Annotated in this window: 15 protein-coding genes; 5 read left to right on the forward strand and 10 right to left on the reverse strand. The window is 72.9% G+C overall.

What is annotated here, in order from left to right; translation table 11 throughout:
- Positions 1 to 82: 82 nt before the first annotated feature.
- The 3 genes from ACFU5G_RS16170 to ACFU5G_RS16180 all read right to left on the reverse strand — a co-directional run bounded on the left by ACFU5G_RS16170 (position 83) and on the right by ACFU5G_RS16180 (position 3,361).
- Positions 83 to 757, reverse strand: coding sequence for a DUF6580 family putative transport protein (locus tag ACFU5G_RS16170; protein WP_377246549.1), 675 nt, complete (start codon positions 755 to 757; stop codon positions 83 to 85).
- Complete coding sequence (locus tag ACFU5G_RS16175) at positions 736 to 1,164, reverse strand: DUF4430 domain-containing protein (protein ID WP_377246552.1); 429 nt, start codon at positions 1,162 to 1,164, stop codon at positions 736 to 738. The genes ACFU5G_RS16170 and ACFU5G_RS16175 overlap by 22 nt, the downstream gene beginning before the upstream one ends.
- Positions 1,165 to 1,237: 73 nt before the next feature.
- A complete protein-coding gene (locus tag ACFU5G_RS16180; protein WP_377246555.1) occupies positions 1,238 to 3,361 on the reverse strand; it encodes a type IIA DNA topoisomerase subunit B in 2,124 nt (707 codons plus the stop codon).
- Positions 3,362 to 3,593: 232 nt separating this feature from the next.
- On the opposite strand from ACFU5G_RS16180, the gene ACFU5G_RS16185 reads away from it, so the two are divergent.
- A complete protein-coding gene (locus ACFU5G_RS16185; protein WP_020014335.1) occupies positions 3,594 to 3,800 on the forward strand; it encodes a hypothetical protein in 207 nt (68 codons plus the stop codon).
- A gap of 109 nt (positions 3,801 to 3,909) precedes the next feature.
- On the opposite strand, the gene ACFU5G_RS16190 is transcribed toward ACFU5G_RS16185, so the two are convergent.
- The 5 genes from ACFU5G_RS16190 to ACFU5G_RS16210 all read right to left on the reverse strand — a co-directional run bounded on the left by ACFU5G_RS16190 (position 3,910) and on the right by ACFU5G_RS16210 (position 12,846).
- Positions 3,910 to 6,381 carry a LamG-like jellyroll fold domain-containing protein gene (locus ACFU5G_RS16190; RefSeq protein WP_377246558.1) on the reverse strand — a complete coding sequence of 824 codons (2,472 nt, stop codon included), beginning with the start codon at positions 6,379 to 6,381 and terminating at the stop codon, positions 3,910 to 3,912.
- A 340-nt stretch (positions 6,382 to 6,721) separates the two neighbouring features.
- Positions 6,722 to 8,305, reverse strand: coding sequence for a SpoIID/LytB domain-containing protein (locus ACFU5G_RS16195; RefSeq protein ID WP_377246561.1), 1,584 nt, complete (start codon positions 8,303 to 8,305; stop codon positions 6,722 to 6,724).
- Positions 8,306 to 8,431: 126 nt separating this feature from the next.
- Positions 8,432 to 10,120 carry an RNA polymerase sigma factor gene (locus ACFU5G_RS16200; RefSeq protein ID WP_377246564.1) on the reverse strand — a complete coding sequence of 563 codons (1,689 nt, stop codon included), beginning with the start codon at positions 10,118 to 10,120 and terminating at the stop codon, positions 8,432 to 8,434.
- A gap of 434 nt (positions 10,121 to 10,554) precedes the next feature.
- Positions 10,555 to 10,920: a universal stress protein gene (locus ACFU5G_RS16205; RefSeq protein ID WP_377246567.1), complete on the reverse strand. Its 366-nt coding sequence runs from the start codon at positions 10,918 to 10,920 to the stop codon at positions 10,555 to 10,557.
- A gap of 192 nt (positions 10,921 to 11,112) precedes the next feature.
- Complete coding sequence (locus ACFU5G_RS16210) at positions 11,113 to 12,846, reverse strand: DUF4192 domain-containing protein (protein WP_377246570.1); 1,734 nt, start codon at positions 12,844 to 12,846, stop codon at positions 11,113 to 11,115.
- Positions 12,847 to 13,067: 221 nt separating this feature from the next.
- Between ACFU5G_RS16210 and ACFU5G_RS16215 the strand changes: the two genes are divergently transcribed.
- Positions 13,068 to 13,649 carry a hypothetical protein gene (locus ACFU5G_RS16215; RefSeq protein WP_377246573.1) on the forward strand — a complete coding sequence of 194 codons (582 nt, stop codon included), beginning with the start codon at positions 13,068 to 13,070 and terminating at the stop codon, positions 13,647 to 13,649.
- A 9-nt stretch (positions 13,650 to 13,658) separates the two neighbouring features.
- Positions 13,659 to 14,807, forward strand: a complete 1,149-nt coding sequence (locus ACFU5G_RS16220; protein WP_377246576.1) for a polyprenyl synthetase family protein — start codon at positions 13,659 to 13,661, stop codon at positions 14,805 to 14,807.
- 48 nt (positions 14,808 to 14,855) lie between these two features.
- Here ACFU5G_RS16220 and pknB read toward each other — a convergent pair whose 3' ends face one another.
- The gene (gene pknB / locus ACFU5G_RS16225; protein ID WP_377246579.1) at positions 14,856 to 16,757 is read right to left on the reverse strand and encodes a Stk1 family PASTA domain-containing Ser/Thr kinase; all 1,902 of its coding nucleotides are present in this window, start codon (positions 16,755 to 16,757) and stop codon (positions 14,856 to 14,858) included.
- A gap of 118 nt (positions 16,758 to 16,875) precedes the next feature.
- On the opposite strand from pknB, the gene ACFU5G_RS16230 reads away from it, so the two are divergent.
- The gene (locus ACFU5G_RS16230; protein WP_377246582.1) at positions 16,876 to 17,241 is read left to right on the forward strand and encodes an Rv2175c family DNA-binding protein; all 366 of its coding nucleotides are present in this window, start codon (positions 16,876 to 16,878) and stop codon (positions 17,239 to 17,241) included.
- A gap of 298 nt (positions 17,242 to 17,539) precedes the next feature.
- Positions 17,540 to 19,348, forward strand: a complete 1,809-nt coding sequence (locus ACFU5G_RS16235; protein ID WP_377246585.1) for a BTAD domain-containing putative transcriptional regulator — start codon at positions 17,540 to 17,542, stop codon at positions 19,346 to 19,348.
- A 15-nt stretch (positions 19,349 to 19,363) separates the two neighbouring features.
- Here the strand turns inward: ACFU5G_RS16235 and ACFU5G_RS16240 are convergent, their stop codons facing one another.
- Positions 19,364 to 20,332 carry an alpha/beta fold hydrolase gene (locus tag ACFU5G_RS16240; RefSeq protein ID WP_377246588.1) on the reverse strand — a complete coding sequence of 323 codons (969 nt, stop codon included), beginning with the start codon at positions 20,330 to 20,332 and terminating at the stop codon, positions 19,364 to 19,366.
- Between the last annotated feature and the right edge of the window lie 15 nt (positions 20,333 to 20,347).

Consider the following 20,347-nt stretch of genomic DNA (forward strand, 5'->3'; position numbering starts at 1 on the left):
GTTGCGCTGAGACCGGTCGGTTGATTGACCGGTCTCAGTGCAACCGGCCGAAGTCGGTGGCGGTCTCGCGCTAGCCCTAGCCCTAGCCCTTGGCCCGGGCCGGGGCCGCGGCCGTCGACGTGGTCGTCTCGGCGCGCTCCACCAGGTCCGCGACGAGGGCCGCCAGCGGGACCAGGACCAGGTTGCCCAGCAGCATGGTGCGCAGGAACGGCAGCCCAGCCACGTAGCTCGCGAGCAGGCCGTCGAGGGTCGACGGGTACATCCCGTCCAGCAGCCACACACCGAAGTTGGTCCAGGCGAAGAACCACAGCGAGCCGACCACGCCCACGCCGAGCGCGGCCGCGTACCGACCAGGTCCGCGCAGGTGCCGCGCGAGGATCGCGCCGACGCCCACCACGGCCCACGCCGACCAGGTGAACCACATGATCTGCGTGTTGCCGAGCACCGCGTCGCTCACCGCGACGACGGCGAACGGCACCACGGCCGCCCACCGGTTGCGCAGCAGGAGCACGGCGAGGAAGGTCGCCGCGGTCGCGATCTCGAGGTTCGGCGGCGCGCCGAGGCCGGGCGCGACCAGCCGCCACACCACAGCGGCGGCCAGCACGAGCACCACGGTCGCCGGACGCCACCAGCGGTGGGCCAGCTCCCGGACCGTCAGGTCGCGGGCAGCCGGATCACCGGGCACGCCGCCGGCGTGCGGGCCCGCTTCGCGCCGGCCGCCGTCGTCGGACGGCCTCAGAACGTGTCGATCGTCCACGTGATCTCCTGACCGTCCTCGGTCTCCAGGGATCCCGCGCCCACCTGCGCGGGCTCGCCGTCCACGGACAGCGACCAGAACTCGTTCTTCGAGTCGTCGGCGGCGCGGCCGTTGATCGCCGTGACGAAGGCGTTCTCGCCCTCGCCGGTGACCTCGGCCGACGGGTCGGCCTCGAGCAGCAGCTCCAGGGCGGTCGCGCCCGTGCGGCCGGGGTAGCTCAGGGTGTCCGCGGCGGCAGACGCCGACGGTCCGGCCGTCTCGGCGTCCGACTGCTGGCTCAGCGTCGCGGAGACCATGGTCTCCGGCTCCGCGGTCGTACCGCCGCAGGCGCCGAGCAGGCCGGCGACGAGAAGAGCGGTGGCCGTGGCGGCGACTGCCGTCAGCGGGCGGCGAGAGGTCGTGTTCACGCCCGTCAGTCTAGGTCGGGGCGCGTGGCACGGCGCCGCCGTCTCAGGCGGCGGGCGCCGTGCACCGGCTGCCTCAGGCGTCGATCCGGGACCGGTCCAGCTCGGCCGCGCCGTTGATGAGGAACTCCTTGCGCGGCGCCACGTCGGTGCCCATGAGCAGCTCGAACGCGCGCTCGGCCGCCTCGGCGTGCTCCGCGGTGACGCGGCGCAGCGTGCGGTGCCGCGGGTCCATGGTGGTCTCCGCGAGCTGGTCGGCGTCCATCTCGCCCAGGCCCTTGTAGCGCTGGATGTCCGGCTTGTAGCGCCGGCCCGCCTTGTCGAGCTTCCTGAGCGTGACGCCCAGCTCGGCCTCGGAGTAGGTGTAGATGTACTCGTTCTTGCGCCGGCCGCTGCCGATCACCTCGACCCGGTGCAGCGGCGGGACGGCGGCGAACACACGCCCGGCCTCCACCATCGGCTTCATGTACCGGTAGAACAGCGTCAGCAGCAGCGTGCGGATGTGCGCACCGTCGACGTCGGCGTCGGTCATCATGATGATCTTGCCGTAGCGCGCTGCCTCGATGTCGAAGGACCGGCCGGAGCCCGCCCCGAGCACCTGGATGATCGCGGCGCACTCCGCGTTGCGGAGCATGTCGCTGATCGACGCCTTCTGGACGTTCAGGATCTTGCCGCGGATCGGCAGCAGCGCCTGGAAGTCGCTGGAGCGCGCCAGCTTGGCGGTGCCGAGCGCGCTGTCGCCCTCGACGATGAACAGCTCGGAGCGCTCCACGTCGTTCGACCGGCAGTCCGCGAGCTTGGCCGGCAGCGAGGAGGTCTCCAGCGCGTTCTTGCGGCGCGAGATCTCCTTCTGCTTGCGGGCCGTGATGCGCGCGCGCATCTCGGCGACGATCTTGTCCAGGAGCAGCGAGGCCTGCGTCTTCTCGTCGCGCTTGGTGGAGCTCAGGAGGGCCTGGATCTCCTTCTCGACCACGCGGGAGACGATCTGGCGCACCGGTCCGGTGCCCAGCACCTCCTTGGTCTGCCCCTCGAACTGCGGCTCCGAGAGGCGCACGGTGACCACGGCCGTGAGGCCCGCGAGCGCGTCGTCCTTCTCGATGCGCTCCGCGCCGTCCTTGGTGGAGACCTTGAGCTTGCGCGCGTTGGCCTCGACGTTCTTGCGGATCACCTTGAGCAGGCCCTGCTCGAAGCCCGTCAGGTGCGTGCCGCCCTTGGGGGTCGAGATGATGTTGACGAACGAGCGCACCTCGGTGTCGTAGCCCGTGCCCCAGCGCAGTGCGATGTCGACCTCGCACTCGCGCTGCACCTCGCGCGGCGACATGTGGCCGCGCTCGTCCAGCACCGGAACCGTCTCGGTGAAGTTGCCCGAGCCCTGCAGGACCCACGTCGCCGTCACGGGCGTGTCGGGGGCCAGGAACTCGACGAAGTCGGCGGCGCCGCCGGTGTGCTTGAACGACTCCTCGTGCGGGCCGTTCTCGCCCGGGGTGCCGGGCAGGCCGCGCTCGTCGCGCACGACGATCTCCAGGCCCGGCACCAGGAACGTGGTCTGCCGGACGCGGGTGACCAGCTCGTCGTAGCTGAACACCGCGGACTTGGGGAAGATCTGCCGGTCGGCCCAGTAGCGCACGCGCGTTCCGGTACGGCCGCGCGCGACCTTGCCGACGACGGCGAGCACGGAGTGGTCCACGAAGGGCTGGAACGTGGCGTCCGGGCTGGGCCCCGCCGCCGGGTCGGAGAACATGCCGGGCTCGCCGCGGTGGAAGGTCATGCGGTGCGTCTTGCCGCCGCGGTCCACCTCGACGTCGAGGCGCGAGGACAGCGCGTTCACGACGGAGGCGCCGACGCCGTGCAGACCACCGGACGCCTGGTACGAGCCGCCGCCGAACTTACCGCCCGCGTGCAGCTTGGTGTAGACCACCTCGACGCCGCTCAGGCCGGTCTTGGGCTCGATGTCGACCGGGATGCCACGGCCGTCGTCGGACACCGTGACCGAGGTGTCGGCGTGCAGCACGACCCCGATCTTCGTGGCGTGGCCGCCCAGGGCCTCGTCGACGGAGTTGTCGATGACTTCCCAGAGGCAGTGCATCAGGCCACGGGAGTCGGTGGTCCCGATGTACATTCCGGGACGCTTACGGACCGCCTCGAGACCCTCGAGGACGGACAGGTGGCGAGCGGTGTACGACTCGGACGTTGCGGTCACGGCGACAGCGTAGACGAGGACACCGACAACCGACGTCAGGCTCCCCGTGAGAACGCTGGAACCGGGGACCGAACGGCTGTGTGACACCAAGATTCACCCGATGACGGAAATTACCCTTTCAGCGCAATTGGGGGCGGAAGGGGACCAAAACTGTGAGCCACGCCGCTATGCTCGCAGCGAACCGCCCACCCGGGCCGGCATGAACCGCGCGAGCGAATGGTTGGATGGAGATGTGACGACCTTGACGACCGAACCGCTCACCGCCCTCGACCGCTGCGACCGCTGCGGCGCGCAGGCCTACGTGCGCGTCGTTCTGCCCGTGGGCGAGCTGCTCTTCTGTGGCCACCACGCGCGCGCACACGCGTCCGCCTACGCGGACGTCGCCACCCATGTCCAGGACGAGACCGACCGGCTCCACGCGGAGCACGGCCAGGCCTGACACCCAGGCCGGACGACCACCGGACCACAGACGCCGACAGACCGACGCCGGCGGTGAGCCACCCCGAAGGGTGACGCACCGCCGGCGTTGTCATGCCCGGACGGGCCCGTCAGCCCGCCGCGAGCTCCGCCACCTCGGCGGCCGACAGCGCCCGGTCGAAGACGCGGACGTCGTCGACGTCACCGCGCAGGTGGTCCACCTCGTTCCCGCCGTACTGGCCGCGGCCGATCACGAGCGGCCCCTGCGTCTCCGGCGCCGTGCACACGTCCTTCGTGGCCACCCGCTCGCCGTCCACGTAGAGCGACAGCTCCCCCGTGGCGGCGTCGCGCACCCCCGTCAGGTGGTACCAGCGGCCCGGCTCCGGCTTCTCGGGCGACAGCGCCCGCGCTCCCACGAAGCTCATGGCCCAGCGCTGGTCCTGCCCCGAGTACTGCAGGAAGAACGCACTGTTCGCGCCGGTGTCCTGGCTGACCACGGTCTGGAAGCCGCCGTCGGCCACGTCCAGCCTGGCCCACGCCGAGACGCTGTAGGAGCCGTCGGTGCGCACCAGGGCCTGCCCCGTGTCGGCCTCGCCCGCGCCGTCGAAGGACAGGGCGCCGTCGGCCCAGGTCGTCCCGGCCAGGGTCGCGTCGGCGTCGCCGACGCCGTCCGCGGCCACCGTGCCGGACCCCTCGTCGAAGCCCCAGGCGTGCACGCCGGCCAGGCCGGGCGTCCCGGGGTCGACGACGGGCGGCTCCGCGCCCGACCCGTCCGCGCCCGCGATGACCTCCTCGTTCACCTGACGCACCTGGGCGAGGTCCATCTTCTCGACCTGCCGGTCGTAGGTGAAGAAGCCGTTGACCTCGTGCTCCACGTCGGTGATCTGCGTGTAGATCGACCCGCTGATGCCGCACTGCTGCGCCGACGTGAGCACGTCCTGCGTGTTCTCGACGTAGCGCCGGGTGAGCGTGGCGACGTCGGGCGTCATCTCGTAGGCGTGGCCGTCCTCGAACCACATGTGCCCGTCGACCTCCAGGCCGAACCCGCCGTGCTCGCCGTCGATCGACGCCCGGGTGGCGTCCGGCACCGGCTGGGCCGGGCCCACGTACTGGTGCCAGTCGATGATGTCGCCCGCGCCGCTGTCCCCCAGCGAGTCGCAGCAGTTGACGCCGGAGTGGGCGTTCACGAGCCGGGTCGGGTCCTGCGCCTTGACCTCGCGCGCGATCCGCCCGGTCGCCTCCTGGGACCACTCGCCCCAGCCCTCGTTGAACGGGATCCAGCCGATCACCGAGGTCCAGCTCTTGTTCTGGTCGACCATCTCGTGCAGCTCGCGCTCGAAGCGCTCCTGCGCCTCGACCGGCGGCCGGCCCGTCTTCATCGACGGCATGTCCTGCCAGACCAGCAGGCCGAGCCGGTCGGCATGGTAGAACCAGCGGTCCGGCTCGACCTTGATGTGCTTGCGCACCGTGTTGAAACCCAGCTCCTTGTGCTGCTCCAGGTCGAACGCGAGCGCCTCGTCCGTGGGGGCCGTGTAGATACCGTCCGGCCAGTAGCCCTGGTCGAGCGTGGACAGCAGGAACACGACCTCGCCGTTGAGGGTGACGCGGTTGCGCCCGTCCTCGCCCGGCGCGATGCCGATCTCGCGCATGCCGACGTACGAGCCGACGGTATCGACGACCTTGCCGCGCGCGTCGCGGACGCGGACCTCGAGGTCGTAGAGGTACGGGTCGTCGGGCGTCCACAGGTGGGCGCCCGGCACACGCACGGAGAGCTCGTCGCCGACGCTCCCGGTGGCGCGCGCCGCGAGCCGGCCCTTCGCGCCGCGGACGACGACCTCCGCCGTGCCGCCGTCGGCCGCCGCGCTGCCCTCGACGGTCAGCGCGATGGTGCTCGTGTCGACGTCGGTGGTCATGTCCAGCCGGGTGGCGTGCGCCGCCGCGACGGGCTCCATCCAGACGGTCTGCCAGATGCCGGAGGCGCCCTCGTAGAAGATGCCGCGGTCCGGGACGTTGCGCTGCTTGCCGACGGGCTGCCAGGTGGCGTCGGTCCGGTCGGTGACGCCGACCAGCACCTCCTGCGGGCCCGACGCCGTCAGCGCGTCCGTGACGTCCGCCGAGAACCGGCCGTAGCCGCCCTCGTGGTGAGCCACCTCCTGCCCGTTGACCCACACCGTCGCGGTGTGGTCCACGGCGCCGAAGTTCAGCACGGTCCGCTGGCCGGCGGTGCGCCACGACGCCGGGACCTCGACCGTGCGTCGGTACCACATGTGGTCCTCGTGCCGGTCGATGCCCGACAGCTCCGACTCGGTCGGGTACGGGACCAGGATCTCCTCGGCGAGCGTCTGCCCGAACGGCGGCGCCTCGCCCTCGGCGGCGCCCGCGAACTCCCACAGGCCGTTCAGGTTCTCCCAGCGGTCCCGGACCAGCTGCGGGCGCGGGTACTCCGGCAGCGCGTTGTCGGGCGTGACGTCCTCGGTCCACGGCGTGGGCAGGTGGGCGTCCGTGACGGGCCAGGCGGCCTGGTCGGTGGCCGATGGCGTCTCGGCCGGGTTCGCCTGCGGCGTCGCCGCCGGTGCCGACGTCCCCGGCACGACGGCGAGCACGACGCCCGTGGCGAGGGCCAGGACCGCGGCACCCAGCCGCCGTCGGCGGACCGAGGGGCTGCCTGGGTGGCGGGCTGAGGCGCGGGCTGGGTGGCGAGCTGAGTGAGCGGAGGACGGGCTGCGGTGCGACCTTGCTAGCGACATCGGCGTCACCTTCCTGGTCCCGGAACACGGTAGGCATCACGTCAGGCAACACAGCAGGCATCGTTAGAGCTGGCATCGTTGCCAGGGGCTACCGTAACGTCCGGGCGCGGCACCGCCTAGGGTGTATTCAGGATATTTCCATTGAATTCATCCCTGCCGACGTCTCCGCTCGAAGACGTCCCCGCCCCGCCCGGCCTCACTTCCGTGCGGTCACCGTGTCCGCCCAGGACCCGCGGAACCCGAGCGTGGTGCGCCAGCCCTCCGCGGTCCTGGTGAGCGTCCGCGTACCACCCGTGGTGGAGACCGCCTGCATCGTCTTGATCTGCCCGCTGGAGTAGCGCGCGGTGACCTTGACGGAGCGGACCCACGAGAGCTTGAAGACGCTCCGGGCCTGCGCCTGGGTCAGGACGCCGGTCCACGACACGTACGGGTTGCCCGGCGCCTGCCGGGAGTACGGGTCGGCGACGTGCCGGAGGTGGGACTGGGCCGCCGTCCCGAAGGCGTCCTGGTTGTTGGTGGTGCCGGAGGAGCTGCCGCCGCGGCCCGACGACGCGAAGTACGGCGTCTCGGCGATGCCGTCCGACGCGTTGCGCACCACCGTGACCGTGCCGGCGGCGTCCTGCCGGGTCGCGTCCACGGCCGCGCGCCAGGTGGCGCCCGCCTCGCCGCCCTCCTTCTTCCAGCCGGTGTAGTTCTGGCTGCGGGTGTCGTCGTAGAGGTGGCAGTCGCAGGCGGCCTTCAGGCCCGCGGTCTTGGCGAGGATGGCGTAGTTGCGCGCGACGACCGCCTGCGCCTGCAGGGCCGCCGCTCCCCCGTAGCCGCTCGTGCCCCACAGCGCGGCCATCTCGTCGAGCCCGTAGAGGTACTCGTCGTTGATGACCACCTGGTTGACCACGTTCGGAAGCGTGCCGGGGCTGCTGATCCGCAGGCGGCCGTGGCGGTAGGTACCCTGCGCGCCGGACACGCTGACCGTGCCGGCGGTGCCGTCGGGGTCCCAGTAGTCGGTGCCGGTCCACTCCAGCCCCAATGTCGGGCGGACGCCGAACTTCTGCACCACCGTGCCGTTCTCGGTGACCCGCGCGGTCACGCCGGACGACGTCCGGGCGATCGAGATCTTGCGGGCCGACGTCCCGGTGGCGAGCTGCGTCCCGGCGCCGTCCAGGAGCCGCCACGACCCGGCGGACAGGCTCAGGGTCGTGGTGGCGGGATCGCCGGAGCTGCCGAGCACCTGCACGTCGACCGACGTGCGGGGGTTGTTGGCAGTGCTCACGGTCGCACCCGGGTAGTAGTAGCCCAGGATCTGCGCGGCGGAACTGCCCTCGCGCGCCATCTGGTACGCGCCCCACTGCGCCATGCCGACGCCGTGCCCGTAGCCCGAGCCGGCGATCGCCCACGAGCCCGGCACGACCGTGACGGTGAGCGTCGAGCTCGTCGCCCGCGTGGTCTTGAAGCGGTACTTCGTGGTGGCAGACGGCTTGACCGCCGTCGACGCCTTGCCGGAGGCGTTGGTCGTGACGGTCTTGACCTGGACCCACGCACCGTTGCTGTACCGCTGCAGGTTCACCTTGACCCGCTTCTGCGCCCTGCCGTTGTAGCGATAGACCACCGAGAGCGTCTTCGAGACGGTCGCCGTGGTCGTCGTCGTGCCGGACGCGCTGAGCGTGTAGCCGGCCGCCGCCGCGGGCACCGTGGACAGACCGACGGCGAGGAGAGAGGCGAGGACGGCCGCGATCACCCGGGCGAGTAGTGCTGCGGGAGCGGCGCTGTTCGAAGGGGACACATCGGGCACGCTCCCATACGACGACGCCGGGCGGGTGCACTTCCGAAGAAGTTCACCCGCCCGGCGTCGGTGGTGCTCGTCCTGACCGCCACTCAGGTCAGGACAGCTCGTGCTCGTCGGTCGAGGTCAGTCGAGGTAGTCCCGCAGCACCTGCGACCGCGAGGGGTGACGCAGCTTCGACATCGTCTTGGACTCGATCTGGCGGATGCGCTCACGCGTCACGCCGTAGACCTTGCCGATCTCGTCGAGCGTCTTGGGCTGGCCGTCCTGCAGGCCGAACCGCATGGAGACCACACCGGCCTCGCGCTCCGAGAGGGTGTCGAGAACCTGGTGCAGCTGCTCCTGGAGCAGCGTGAACGACACGGCGTCCGCGGGGACGACGGCCTCGGAGTCCTCGATGAGGTCACCGAACTCGCTGTCGCCGTCCTCGCCGAGCGGGGTGCTCAGCGAGATGGGCTCGCGGCCGTACTTCTGGACCTCGACCACCTTCTCGGGGGTCATGTCCAGCTCCTTGGCCAGTTCCTCCGGCGTGGGCTCGCGGCCCAGGTCCTGGAGCATCTGGCGCTGGACGCGGGCCAGCTTGTTGATGACCTCGACCATGTGCACCGGGATGCGGATGGTGCGGGCCTGGTCGGCCATGGCACGCGTGATCGCCTGCCGGATCCACCAGGTCGCGTAGGTCGAGAACTTGTAGCCCTTGGTGTAGTCGAACTTCTCGACCGCACGGATCAGACCGAGGTTGCCCTCCTGGATCAGGTCCAGGAACAGCATGCCGCGGCCCGTGTAGCGCTTGGCCAGCGAGACCACGAGGCGGAGGTTGGCCTCCAGCAGGTGGTTCTTGGCCCGCTTGCCGTCGTGCGCGATCCACTTGAGGTCGCGCTCGAAGCGGCGCTGGTCCTTGTCGTTCCGGTCGAAGTCGGTGGTCGCGAGACGCTCCTCCGCGAACAGGCCGGCCTCGATGCGCTTCGCGAGCTCGACCTCCTGCTCCGCGTTCAGCAGCGCGACCTTACCGATCTGCTTCAGGTAGTCCTTGACCGGGTCTGCGGTCGCACCGGCCGTGACGACCTGCTGCGCGGGCTGGTCGTCGTCGTCCCGGTCGGAGACGACGAAGCCGGAGCTCTCGTCGCCCTCCTTGACCGTCTTGCCGCCACGGCCACGAGTCGTCTTGGTGACGGTCTCGGGACCGGAGTCGGTCTCGTCCTCGGGGTCCTCGACGGCGACGCCGTCGGGCTCGATGTTGTCGTACTTCGACTTGCCCCGAGCGGCAGGCTTCTTCGCGCCGGCCTTGGCCGCCGGCTTCTTGCGCGTGCTCGTCGTCGCCTCGTCATCGTCATCGTCGGCGTCGTCGAAGTCGAGATCGACGTCGTCGGGCATGTCGTCGTCCTTCGGCTTCGCCGTGGAGCGCGCCGGGGCCGACTTCTTGGCGGTCGTGGTCTTCGCCGCCGTCGCCCGGGTGCGCCGGGCCGGCTTCGCGGAGGCCTCCGCCTCGTCTGCGGGCGCCTTGGCGGCGACCGCGGTGGACCGGGTGGCCGACGCGGCGGCCACCTTGGTCATGGTGGGGAGCCCCACCTGCACACCGGCGTTGGCCAGTGCGCGCAGCACCGCCTTCAGCCGCTTGGCGTCACCGACCTGTGCCGTCTCGCATGCACGCCGGAAGTTCTCGGCGTCGACCGAGCCGTCGGCGGCACCGCGAGCGAGGAGCTCCTGCAAGGCAGGATGCTCGAACTCACGGGGCAGGTTGTCGCGTGCAGGGACAGGAGCGATGTCCTGGGGGGCTTTCAGCGGAGTGGGCGCCACAAACCGACCTTTCGGCATTCGAGGGGGCGGTGTACTGCCGGCGGGGCCGTCACTGGACCTTCTTCTTCCGCCGGCGAACATATATATTGTACCGTCGGCCTCCCTGTACCCCGCGACGAACGCGGTGATATGGGCAAAGTCAGTGCGAAGTCACGTCGGGCGGGACCACCCCGCGGGGTTTCTGATTTCGCGTGCCCAGAGTCAACGAACCGGGTGCCCGCACCATTCCCGATCTGGCGAAGATCCGGCGAATCTGCCCAGGACCAGGCGCGGGACGGCGGCCGGGCGGGACCCTGTCAGGGCCCCAGGTCGGAGCCGAGGCCGGGACGGTCGACCGTACGTTCAGGCGGGGCCTGGCCGGGGCACAGGCGGGGCATGGCTGGGGCTCAGGCCGGGGCTCACATGAGGGCTTCGGTAGGCGCGATCCGGCCGGCCGGGCTCAGCCCGTGAGCTCAGACCTTGACGGCCAGCACCGGGCACGGCGCCTCGACGAGGATCCGTTGCGCGCCCGCACCGAGGATGAGCTTGCCGACGGGGCTGCGCCGGCGCAAGCCGATCACGATGAGGTCGGCGCCGGTGCTGGTGGCGGCGCGGATCAGGTCCTCGGCGAGGTCGCCGGTGCCTTCCTCGACGCGCAGGTCGACGCCGGCCGCCGCACCGCTCGCCAGCTCGTCGAGCTCGGCCCGGCACTCGTCGACGGGGCGCTTCCCGCTCGTGACGATGACCAGCGGGGCCTTGCGCTCCCGGGCCTCGGTGACGGCGGTGCTCAGGGCCTCCTGGCCCTCGGGCGTGGCGAGGTGTCCGACGACGATCGTCATGTCAGCCGACGCTACCCCACACCACGCCCGGGTCCGTGCCGCACACGGCAGGCGGACCGCACCCGGAGCACCTCATCGGGGTCGGTTCACCCGGTGGTTCACCCGGACCGGCTCACGCGGCCCGGCTCACCCCGACCAGCTCACCCGGCGAGGTGACCCGGTGCGTTCACGCGTGAGCCCCGCCCGTCGGGCTCACCCCGTGGCCACCGTGCCCGGTTCCATGGCCGCACCCGGTTCCGTCGCGGCGCCCGGTTCCGTCGCTGTGGCCGCTTCTGTCGCCGGAGCCGGTTCCGCCACCGTGCCCCGTTCCGTCACTGCGCCGGCTCCGCCGCGGAACAGAGTCCGCTCCCGCCGTATCCAGCCCGGCGGGACTCCCCCGACGACCGCGCTGCGGAGCAGGAGCGCGAGGCGGTAGTCGGGGTCCACGCCGAGCGCGTCCGACACCCGCTCGACCGCCAGCCCGCCGTCGCCGTGCCACCAGGCGATGAGCGCCAGCAGCAGGTATGCCGGGGCCCGCCGGTTGCGCGGAACGTGCCGGACGACCGCCTCCAGCACCCTCCGAGCCGGGTCGGTGCGGTCCTGGTCGGGCGGAATGCCCCGCTCCGGGTCGACGATCTGGGCCATCACGGCTCCCGTGGCGAGGTCGGTGTCACCGTCCGCCTCACGCCGGGCGGTGCGCAGGGCCGCCTGTCCGGTACCCGGCACGAGGCTGAGCAGCACCGCGTCCCGGACGGGTATGTCCGCGAGCGCCGCCCCGATCTTGCCGAGGTCCACCGGGGACATCGGCACGGGCTGCCCCGGCTCCGCGTCCGCCACGGCCCGCACCGCCGAGCGCCACAGGCCCAGGCTCTGTGCGCCCCATTCGGCGAGCTCCCGCTGGGCCTGCTCGGCCCGTGCCACGGCGGACCGGGCACCGGTGCGGGCAGCACGCCGGGCGGTGGTCCGCGCGGCGCTGCGGGCCGCCTCGCGAGCGGCGCTCGCGCCCGGCTGCGCGTCCGGCTGCTTGTCCGGCTGCTTGTCCGGCATTGCGACGTCGAGTGGACCGCCGCCGTCCGGGAATCGGGTGCGGTGCCGCAGGCGCCGGTAGGTGTCCGTCCAGCGCGCGGCCGCGCGGCGCGCCTGCGTGCGGGCGGCCTCCGACGCGGGGCGCAGCGTGTATCGCTCCTCGCGGGTGCCGGCCACGGTGCGGCCCTCCAGCACCATGTGGGCGGCGACGCGGCTGCCCTTGAGCACGGCGAGCGGCCGGCCCCCGGCCGGGCAGCACAGCGGGTCCGGGCAGTCGAGCGCGCGGAAGCCCGTGGGCGCCACGAGCCAGACCTCGGTGCCCGGCAACCGCCGGTCGATCCGGGCCCGGAGCACGTCCGCGGCCCGTCGCGCGGCCCCGCTCGGCGCGGTGGCGTCGGTCGCCGTGTACAGCACGACGACGGCTCGGTCCGCGCCGTCGGCCACCAGGTGGTCGGTGAGCCAGCGGGCGGTGACGCCGCCGTCGGGCCCGGCCGGGTCGCCGGGCCGGCGCAGCCGGAGGTCGGCGAGGTCGACCCGGGCCACGAGCCCGACGCGCTGCCGCGGGCCCGTCAGGCTCACCACCACGACCGACTCGACGGGCTCGAAGCCGAGCCGGTAGGGGATGTACGCGAGGAGGTCCTCCGGCCCTGCCACGCGGACCACCCGGGCGTTCGACACCGCCGGAGCGCGTCCGCGGTCCGGGACGACGGTGCCCGGCGAGGCGCCGCTCCTCGGGGTCGTGCGCTCGGGGACGTCCCGGGCAGAGAAGTCACGGGCCGAGGGGTCTCTGTCGGGAAGGCCGTCGGGGAAGTTGCCGGGGACGCCGTCGGGGAAGCCGTCGGGGAGGCCGTCGGGAAAGCTGTCTGGGAGGCCACCACCGGGTAGGCAGTTGCCGGAGTTCGGGTTGACGTCGGGGTTCATGTCGTCGATCCCAGCCCGCCGGCGAGCCGCGAGCGCGCCCAGGAGGGCAGTGTGGACAACGGGCTTCCTGTGGTCGCGCTCGCCGCCCTGCAGTTCCGTCACGAGGGTCCGTCACGAGGGTCCGTCGGAAGGGCCCGTCGCGAGGGTCTCCAGCCCCCGTCGGGTCCGCCCGGATCACCGCACGCTGTCGCCGCCCCGCCCGGTGCAGCTACGGTGTGCGCGTGTCCCGCTTCGCCACAGTCCGCCGGACGGCCGCGCTCGCCGCCGCCGTCGGACTGGCGTTCGCGACCGCGGGCTGCGGGGACGAGACCGGCGCCGCGACCGAGCAGGCCGGCGCGGGCAGCACCGCGGCGGGCACCCCCGGGCCGAGCGCGGCCGCGACGGGCGGGCCGACCGAGCTGCCGACCTTCGACCCCTCCTCCGCGGTGGCGACCTACGCGCAGGGTTTCCCCACCGACCTGTTCCCCGTGCCCGAGGACGCCACGCTGCTGGCGTCGTCGGCCCGGCCCGTGGCCGCCACCAAGGGGTCGAAGACCAAGAGCGTCCCGATGACCCAGGTCACGCTGAACCTGTCGTCCAGCCGTTCCACGGACCAGGTGGTCGGGCAGGCCAGGAAGATCCTGACCCGGCAGGGCTTCAAGCAGATCTCGGCACCGGACGCGAGCGGCCTCACGGCGCAGACCGCGTTCGTGCGGACCACGAAGACCAAGTCCGGCCAGGTACAGGAGTCCCTCGTGGTCGGCGTGCTCGACGACGGCGAGCGGCGGCTCTGCTCGATCAGCGGCACCGTCCGAACCCCATAGGCTGGTCCCGTGCCAGTCTCACCTGCCCGTCCCAGTGCCCTGAGCCCCGCAGCCCTCGTCGACGCCGAGCACCTGCGCGCCGACGTCGACGCCGCGGTGACCGCCCACCTCGAGCGGCTGACGGCCGAGGTCGGGGCGATCAGCCCGAGCGCCGAGGCAATGGTCGAGGAGGCCGCCGGGCTGCTGATGGGCGGCAAGCGCCTGCGGTCCGCGTTCTGCTACTGGTCGTTCCGGGCGCACGGCGGCTCCGCCGACCCGGCCGACCCCGCCCGGATCGCGACCGTCCGCGTGGGCGCCGCGCTCGAGCTGTTCCAGGCCGCCGCCCTGCTGCACGACGACGTGATGGACAACTCCGACACCCGCCGCGGCCGCCCCACCGCGCACCGGGCGTTCGCCGCGAAGCACGTGGGCGCGGCCTGGGCCGGCGAGCCGGTGCGGTTCGGCGACTCCGCCGCGATCCTGATCGGCGACCTCGTGCTGCTGGCGGCCCAGCGAGAGCTGTCGGCCGCGGTCGAGGCCCTGCCGGCGCCCGTCGCCGCCGCGACCCGCGCCCGCTTCGACGCGATGCAGAGCGAGGTCGTGGTCGGCCAGTACCTCGACGTGCTGGTCCAGGCCGAGCCGTGGGGCAAGGACCCCGCCGCCGACGAGGAGCGCGCCCGCGACGTGCTGCGCGCCAAGACCGCCAGCTACTCCGTGGCCGCCCCGCTCGCGCTCGGCGCGCTGCTGGCCGGCGCCGGCCCGCAGGCGGCGGCCGGGATCGAGGCGGCGGGCAAGCCGCTGGGCGAGGCGTTCCAGCTCCGCGACGACGTGCTCGGCGTCTTCGGCGACCCGGCCGTCACGGGCAAGCCCGCCGGCGACGACCTGCGAGAGGGCAAGCGGACCGTGGTCGTGGCCCGCACCCTGGCGCTGCTGCCCGACGCCGAGGGCCCCGAGGCGACGGTCCTGGTGGCCGCGCTGGGCAACCCGGACCTGTCCGAGGCGGAGGTGGCGCGGGTGCGCGAGGTGATCGTGGGCTCCGGGGCGCTGGACGCCGTCGAGCAGCTCATCACCGACCTCGCGGTGCGCGGCCACGCGCTGCTGGACCTGGCGGACCTCGCCGAGCCGGGCCGCGGCCTGCTCACCGACCTGGCCCACGCCGCCGTCGACCGGGCGGCCTGAGCCGCACCAGGTCCAGCCGCACCAGGTCCAGCCTCACCCGGTCCAGGCTCACCAGGTCCAGATCGTGACCTCTTCGCCCTTCTTGAGCTTCTCCCCCGCCGCGGGCTCGGTCTCCTTGACGCCCTCGCCGAACAGCTCGCCGAACCCGCGCACCACCGACTCGTAGCCGGCCTCGTCGAGCCGGACCTGGGCGTCCTCGACCGACAGCCCGACGACGTCGGGCACGGTGCCCGGCTCGCCCTTGCTGACCACGATCGTGACGGTGCTGCCCTGCTCGGCGCCCTTGCCGGCGTCCGGCTTGGTGCGGATGACCGCACCGGCCTCGACCTTCTTGTCGGACTTCTCCTCGCGCGCGACCTCGAACCCCTGCCCGGCCAGCGTGTCCGTGGCGTCGTCGGCCGACAGGCCCGTCACGTCGGGCACGGTGACCGGGGGCGCCCCGTCCGAGACGGTGAGCCGCACGGTCTCGTCCGTCGGGACGGAGCCGCCCTCGCGGACGGAGGCCCAGATCACCCGGTTGCGCACCACGTCAGCGGAGTACTCGCGCGAGACCACGACGTCGAGGAGGCCGACGTCGCGCAGCGCCGCCTGAGCCTCGTCCTGGGTCATGCCCACCAGCCCGCTCGGCACGTCGGCCAGCTCGGGTCCCTGCGAGACCACGAGGCGCACGGGCTCGTCGCGCAGAGCACGCCGGCCCTCGTCCGGGAGCGCCGAGATCACCTCGCCCTCCGGCACGTCCGAGTCGTGCTGCTGCACGCTGGAGGACTTCAGCCCGGCCTCGGTGAGCGCCTCCTCGGCCTGCGCCTCGGTGACGCCCACGACGCCGTTCGGCACCACGGCATAGGCGCCCGGGCCCTGCTCCGTGTACCACCAGGCGCCGAACAGGACCACGACCAGGGCCACGGCCAGCGCGACCTTGCCGCCGAACCGGGGCCGTCGCGCGGGCTGCTGCTGCGGCTGGGGCGGCTGCGGCGGCGGCTGCTGAGCCACCCAGTGCCCGGCAGGCGGCCGCTCCACCACCGCGGTGCGCGCGGCCTTCACGGCGGCCGACGACGGCGGGGGCGCCGCCTTCGCGGGGATGTCCAGCACCTCGTTCGGGATCTGCCGGAACGTGCTGCGCAGCACGTCGAGCGCCACCGCGGCGTCGTGCGGGCGCCGGTCGGGGTCGCGCGCCGTCAGCGCCCGGACCAGCAGGTCCAGCGGGCGGCCCAGGTGGCCGGCGAACGCGCTCACGGGCGGCACGTCGGTGTTGACGTGCGCGTAGGCGACCTGGATGGGCCCCTCGCCCTCGTGCGGGAGGCGGCCCGTGAACAGCTCGAACGCGAGGATGCCCACGGCGTACACGTCGGCGCGGGCGTCGACGTGCCCCGTGGCGATGGTCTCGGGCGCGAGGTAGGCGACCGTGCCCAGCACCGTGCCCGTCGTCGTGTTGGAAACCTCGGAGATGGCGCGGGCCAGGCCGAAGTCGGCCACCTTGGGGCGGCCGGTGCCCTCCTCCAGCAGCACGTTCTCCGGCTTGATGTCGCGGTGCACGATCCCCTTGGCGTGCGCTGCGGCGAGCGCGGAGAGCACCACGTCGAGGATCGCGAACGAGCGGCGCAGCGTGAGGTCGCCGTCGCGGATGAGCTGGCGCAGGTTGGTACCCGGCACGTACTCCATGGTCAGGTAGCGCATGTCGCCGTCGGTGCCCTGGTCGTAGACCGCGACGACGCCGTGGTGCTGCAGGCCGGCCGCCGAGCGCGCCTCGCGCTCGAAGCGCTGCCGGAAGCTCGCGGCCTGCTCCCCCTCCGCCAGGTGGGGGTGCATCACCTTCAGGGCGATCTCACGGTTCAGGCGCGTGTCGTGCGCGCGGTACACCGTGGCCATGCCGCCGCGCGCCACGCGCGCGACGATCTCGTACCGCCCGTCGACCAGGCGGCCGATGAGAGGGTCTGCCGTCACCTGAGCCACGGGTGGGAGTGTACGGGTGACCACCCACGGCCCGGCCGGAACGCGCATACCGGACGGCGGGCCGTTGCCGGATCGTTGCCGTGTCACGGTCTCGCGCCCCGTCGCCTAGGCTTGCGCCGTGACAGATCTCGACACCCTCGTGGGCGAATGGCTGACCCTTCCCGACCTCGCCGAGTCCCTCGACATCGAGGTCGGCAAGGCGCGTGGCCTGGTGAGCGACCGGCACGTCGTCGGCATCAAGCGCGGCGAGCGCACGACCTTCCAGGTCCCCGCCGTGTTCGTGCTGCCCGACGTCGAGGGCCGCCCCGGCGTGATCCCGACGCTCCGCGGCACCATCATGGTGCTGTCCGACGCGCAGTTCACCGAGGAGGAGATCCTCGAGTGGCTGTTCACGCCCAACGACGAGCTCGGTGAGCGGCCCGTGGACGCCCTGATCGGCGGCAAGCGCGCCGCGGTGCGCCGGGTGGCGCAGACGCTGCTCTAGCACCGGCGGACCCGCCCGGCCCACCGGGGGCCGGGTGATTTCCGTTCCTCCGGTCACGCTTTCGTTGCGGGTAGGCACGGTGCTACCTACCTTGTGAGTTGAGCTCGCCACGGCTGTCGCGCTCAGTCCACCCACCTTGAGCAGGCGTCGTGCTGTCCGAACCTGGCCGTCGGCCGGTCCGACGCCGACGACTCGACGGGGTGTTCGCGACGACCGCAGAGGAAGAAGCATGAAGTTTCAGATTCTGGGGCCTCTCGAGGCCGAAGGGCCCTCGGCAGGCGGAACGATCTCGGCGGCCATGCCTCGACGGGTCCTCGCCCTGCTGCTGCTCAGCTACAACCGGACCGTCACCGTGAGCTCGCTGGTGGACGAGCTGTGGGACAGCCCGCCCAAGCTGGCGCGGAAGACGGTGCAGACCTACATCTACACGTTGCGCAAGCATCTCGACGACCCCGCTGCCGAGGTGAGCAGGATCGAGTCGTCCCCGCTCGGCTACAAGATCCTCGTGCGCCCCGGCGAGCTCGACCACGCGGAGTTCGAGGCCACCGTCCAGCGGGGGACGGCGGCGCTGCGCGACGGCGACCCGGAGGGCGCGCTCAGGCGGTGGCGGGAGGCCCTGGGCCTGTGGCGCGGCGCGATGCTGGCCGACGTCCACCTCGGTTCGCTGCTGCAGCCGATCGTCACGCGCGCCGAGGGCGACCGGCTCCGGCTCCAGGGGCAGGTGATCGACGTCGCGCTCGGCCTCGGCGAGTACCGGGACCTCGTTCCCGAGCTGGAGCTGCTCGCGGCGACCAACCCGCTGCACGAGGGCTTCCACGCCCAGCTCATGACTGCGCTCAGCGGCGCGGGCGACCGCAGCCGCGCGCTCGACGTCTTCGCGGGCCTGCGCGACCGGATGGTCGAATCGCTCGGGCTGGACCCGTCCACACGGCTGGTGGAGCTCCAGAGACGGGTCATCGAGGGAACCCTCGACCGCGGGTCCGGCGTGCACGCCGAGCCGCCGGCCGCCGACCACCCCGTCGCGGTCACCCCCGCGCAGGTTCCTCCGGACACGGCGGACTTCGTGGGCCGGGTGCGTGAGCACCAGGAGGTCACGGGGCTCGCGACCCGCAGGTCCGCCGGGAGCGCACCCCGCGTCGTCGTTCTCGCGGGGGCCACCGGCGTGGGCAAGACGACGCTCGCGACGCACGCGGGTCACACCTTGCGACCGGAGTTCCCCGACGGTCAGCTCTTCGCCGCGCTCGGCCCGGCCGCCGACCCGTTCGACGTGCTCGAGCACTTCCTGCGCGCCTTCGGCATCCCCACGAGCCAGATCCCGGACAGCCTGGCGGAGCGCACGAGCCTGTACCGGAGCTGGACCGCGGGGCGCCGTGTCCTCGTCGTCCTCGACGACGCCGTGCACGTCGAGCGGCTGGCGCACCTGATCCCGGCCGGCCCGGGGTGCGCCGCGCTCGTCACCACCCGGGTAGGCCTCCAGGGCCTGGCCGGCGCGCGGCTCGTCAAGGTCGGCCCGCTCGCCGCCGCCGACGGGGTCCGCCTGATGCGGCAGGTGGCCGGGGACGCGCGGGTCGTCGGGGACCCTGGTGCCGCGAACCGGCTGGCGCACCTGTGCGACAACCTCCCGCTCGCGATCCGCGCCGCGGCCGAGAAGCTCGCCGCACGGCCGTCGTGGCAGGTCGCGGAGCTCGTCGAGCGCATGGCCGACGGCGACTCGCGGCTCCAGGAGCTCGTGACCAGGCGGCTGGACCCGAGCACGTCGTTCGAGGACGCCTACCTGCGCCTGGCGCCCGCGTACCGCTGGGCGTTCCGTCGGCTGTGCGCCCTCGGCAGCACGGCCTTCACCCTGGAGGACGCCGCGGCGGCCCTCCTGACGGACGTGGCAAGCGCGGAGTGCCCCGTGGCCGAGCTGGTCGACGCCAACATGCTCGTGGTCGCGGAGCCGACCCACGACGGCCACGTGGCCTACCGCTTCCCGGAGCTGGTCAGGCTGCACGCCCTGCTGCGCCACGAGCCCGCGCTCACGGCCGGCCTGCCGGACGACGTGCGGCAGTGGACGTCGCTCGGCGCCGGATGGAGCGCGCCGGCATCCGCGGGAAAGGTGGCCTGACGCGCGGCGGGCAGCTCATGGCCGCAGCCGGGCGTACCAGTCGGTCAGTGCCCGGGCGAACCGTCCGGGATGGCTGCGGTGCAGGGCGTGCGGCGCGTCCGGGAACGACCGGTACGACACCTGCTGGCCCGCCCGCTCGACGAGCTCGCGGGCCCGGGCGGCCTGCTCGTCCGACAGGGCTCCGAGGAGCCTGCCGGAGACCGGGTCGAGCTGCCGGACGTGGTGGGTCAGCAGGATCGGCGCGCCGACCGACGAGAGCATGCGCTCGTGCTCGACGCCGGCCGAGACCGTGCCGCTGACGAAGGCGCGCCCCCACTCCGGGTCGTACTCCCGCAGGTTCTGCGGCGCCGCCGCGCCCGTGTCCTCCGACGGTGGTTCCATCACCGCCAGCCCGCGCAGCAGCTCGGGCGGGAGTCCCGTCGGGAGGGACAGCCTCGCGCCTTCCCAGTCGCCGCGCGACCACTGGTCGCCGAGCCACGTGTGCCAGTGCTCGAACAGCGGGCCGATGCCCCCCGCGATACCCGGACCGACGGGCGGGTCGAGCTCCGACGCGAACAGGGGAGGGTCCTCCAGGGCGGCGGCGAGCACCTGCCCGGGCTTGGCGTAGGCGGTCAGCCACGCGGCGAGCACTCCACCCGACGAGTTGCCGCTGACCACGACCGGCCGCGCGACGACCAGGTCGATGAACCGGACCAGGTCGTTGCCGAAGTTGTCCAGGGTGTAGCGTCCCGGCGTCCAGGTCGACCGGCCCTGGCCGCGGAGATCGACCGCGTAGACGCGGAACCGGTCCTCCAGCAGGCGCATCAGCCGTTCGTAGCCCCACCAGGACTCCGTCTGGCCCGGGACCAGGAGCAGCGGCGGCAGCTCCGGACCGCCTGCGACCGCGTAGTTCATCCGGATCTCGCCGAGGTCCACCACCTGTTCGGGAAACGCGTGCGGGACGAACCCGCAGTCCCGGTCGGCCGCTTCGAGCTTGGGGCGCATTCAGGCGGCCCCGGG

The organism is Promicromonospora sp. NPDC057488 (genome assembly GCF_042802395.1).
In the GTDB taxonomy this organism is placed as follows: Bacteria; Actinomycetota; Actinomycetes; order Actinomycetales; family Cellulomonadaceae; genus Promicromonospora.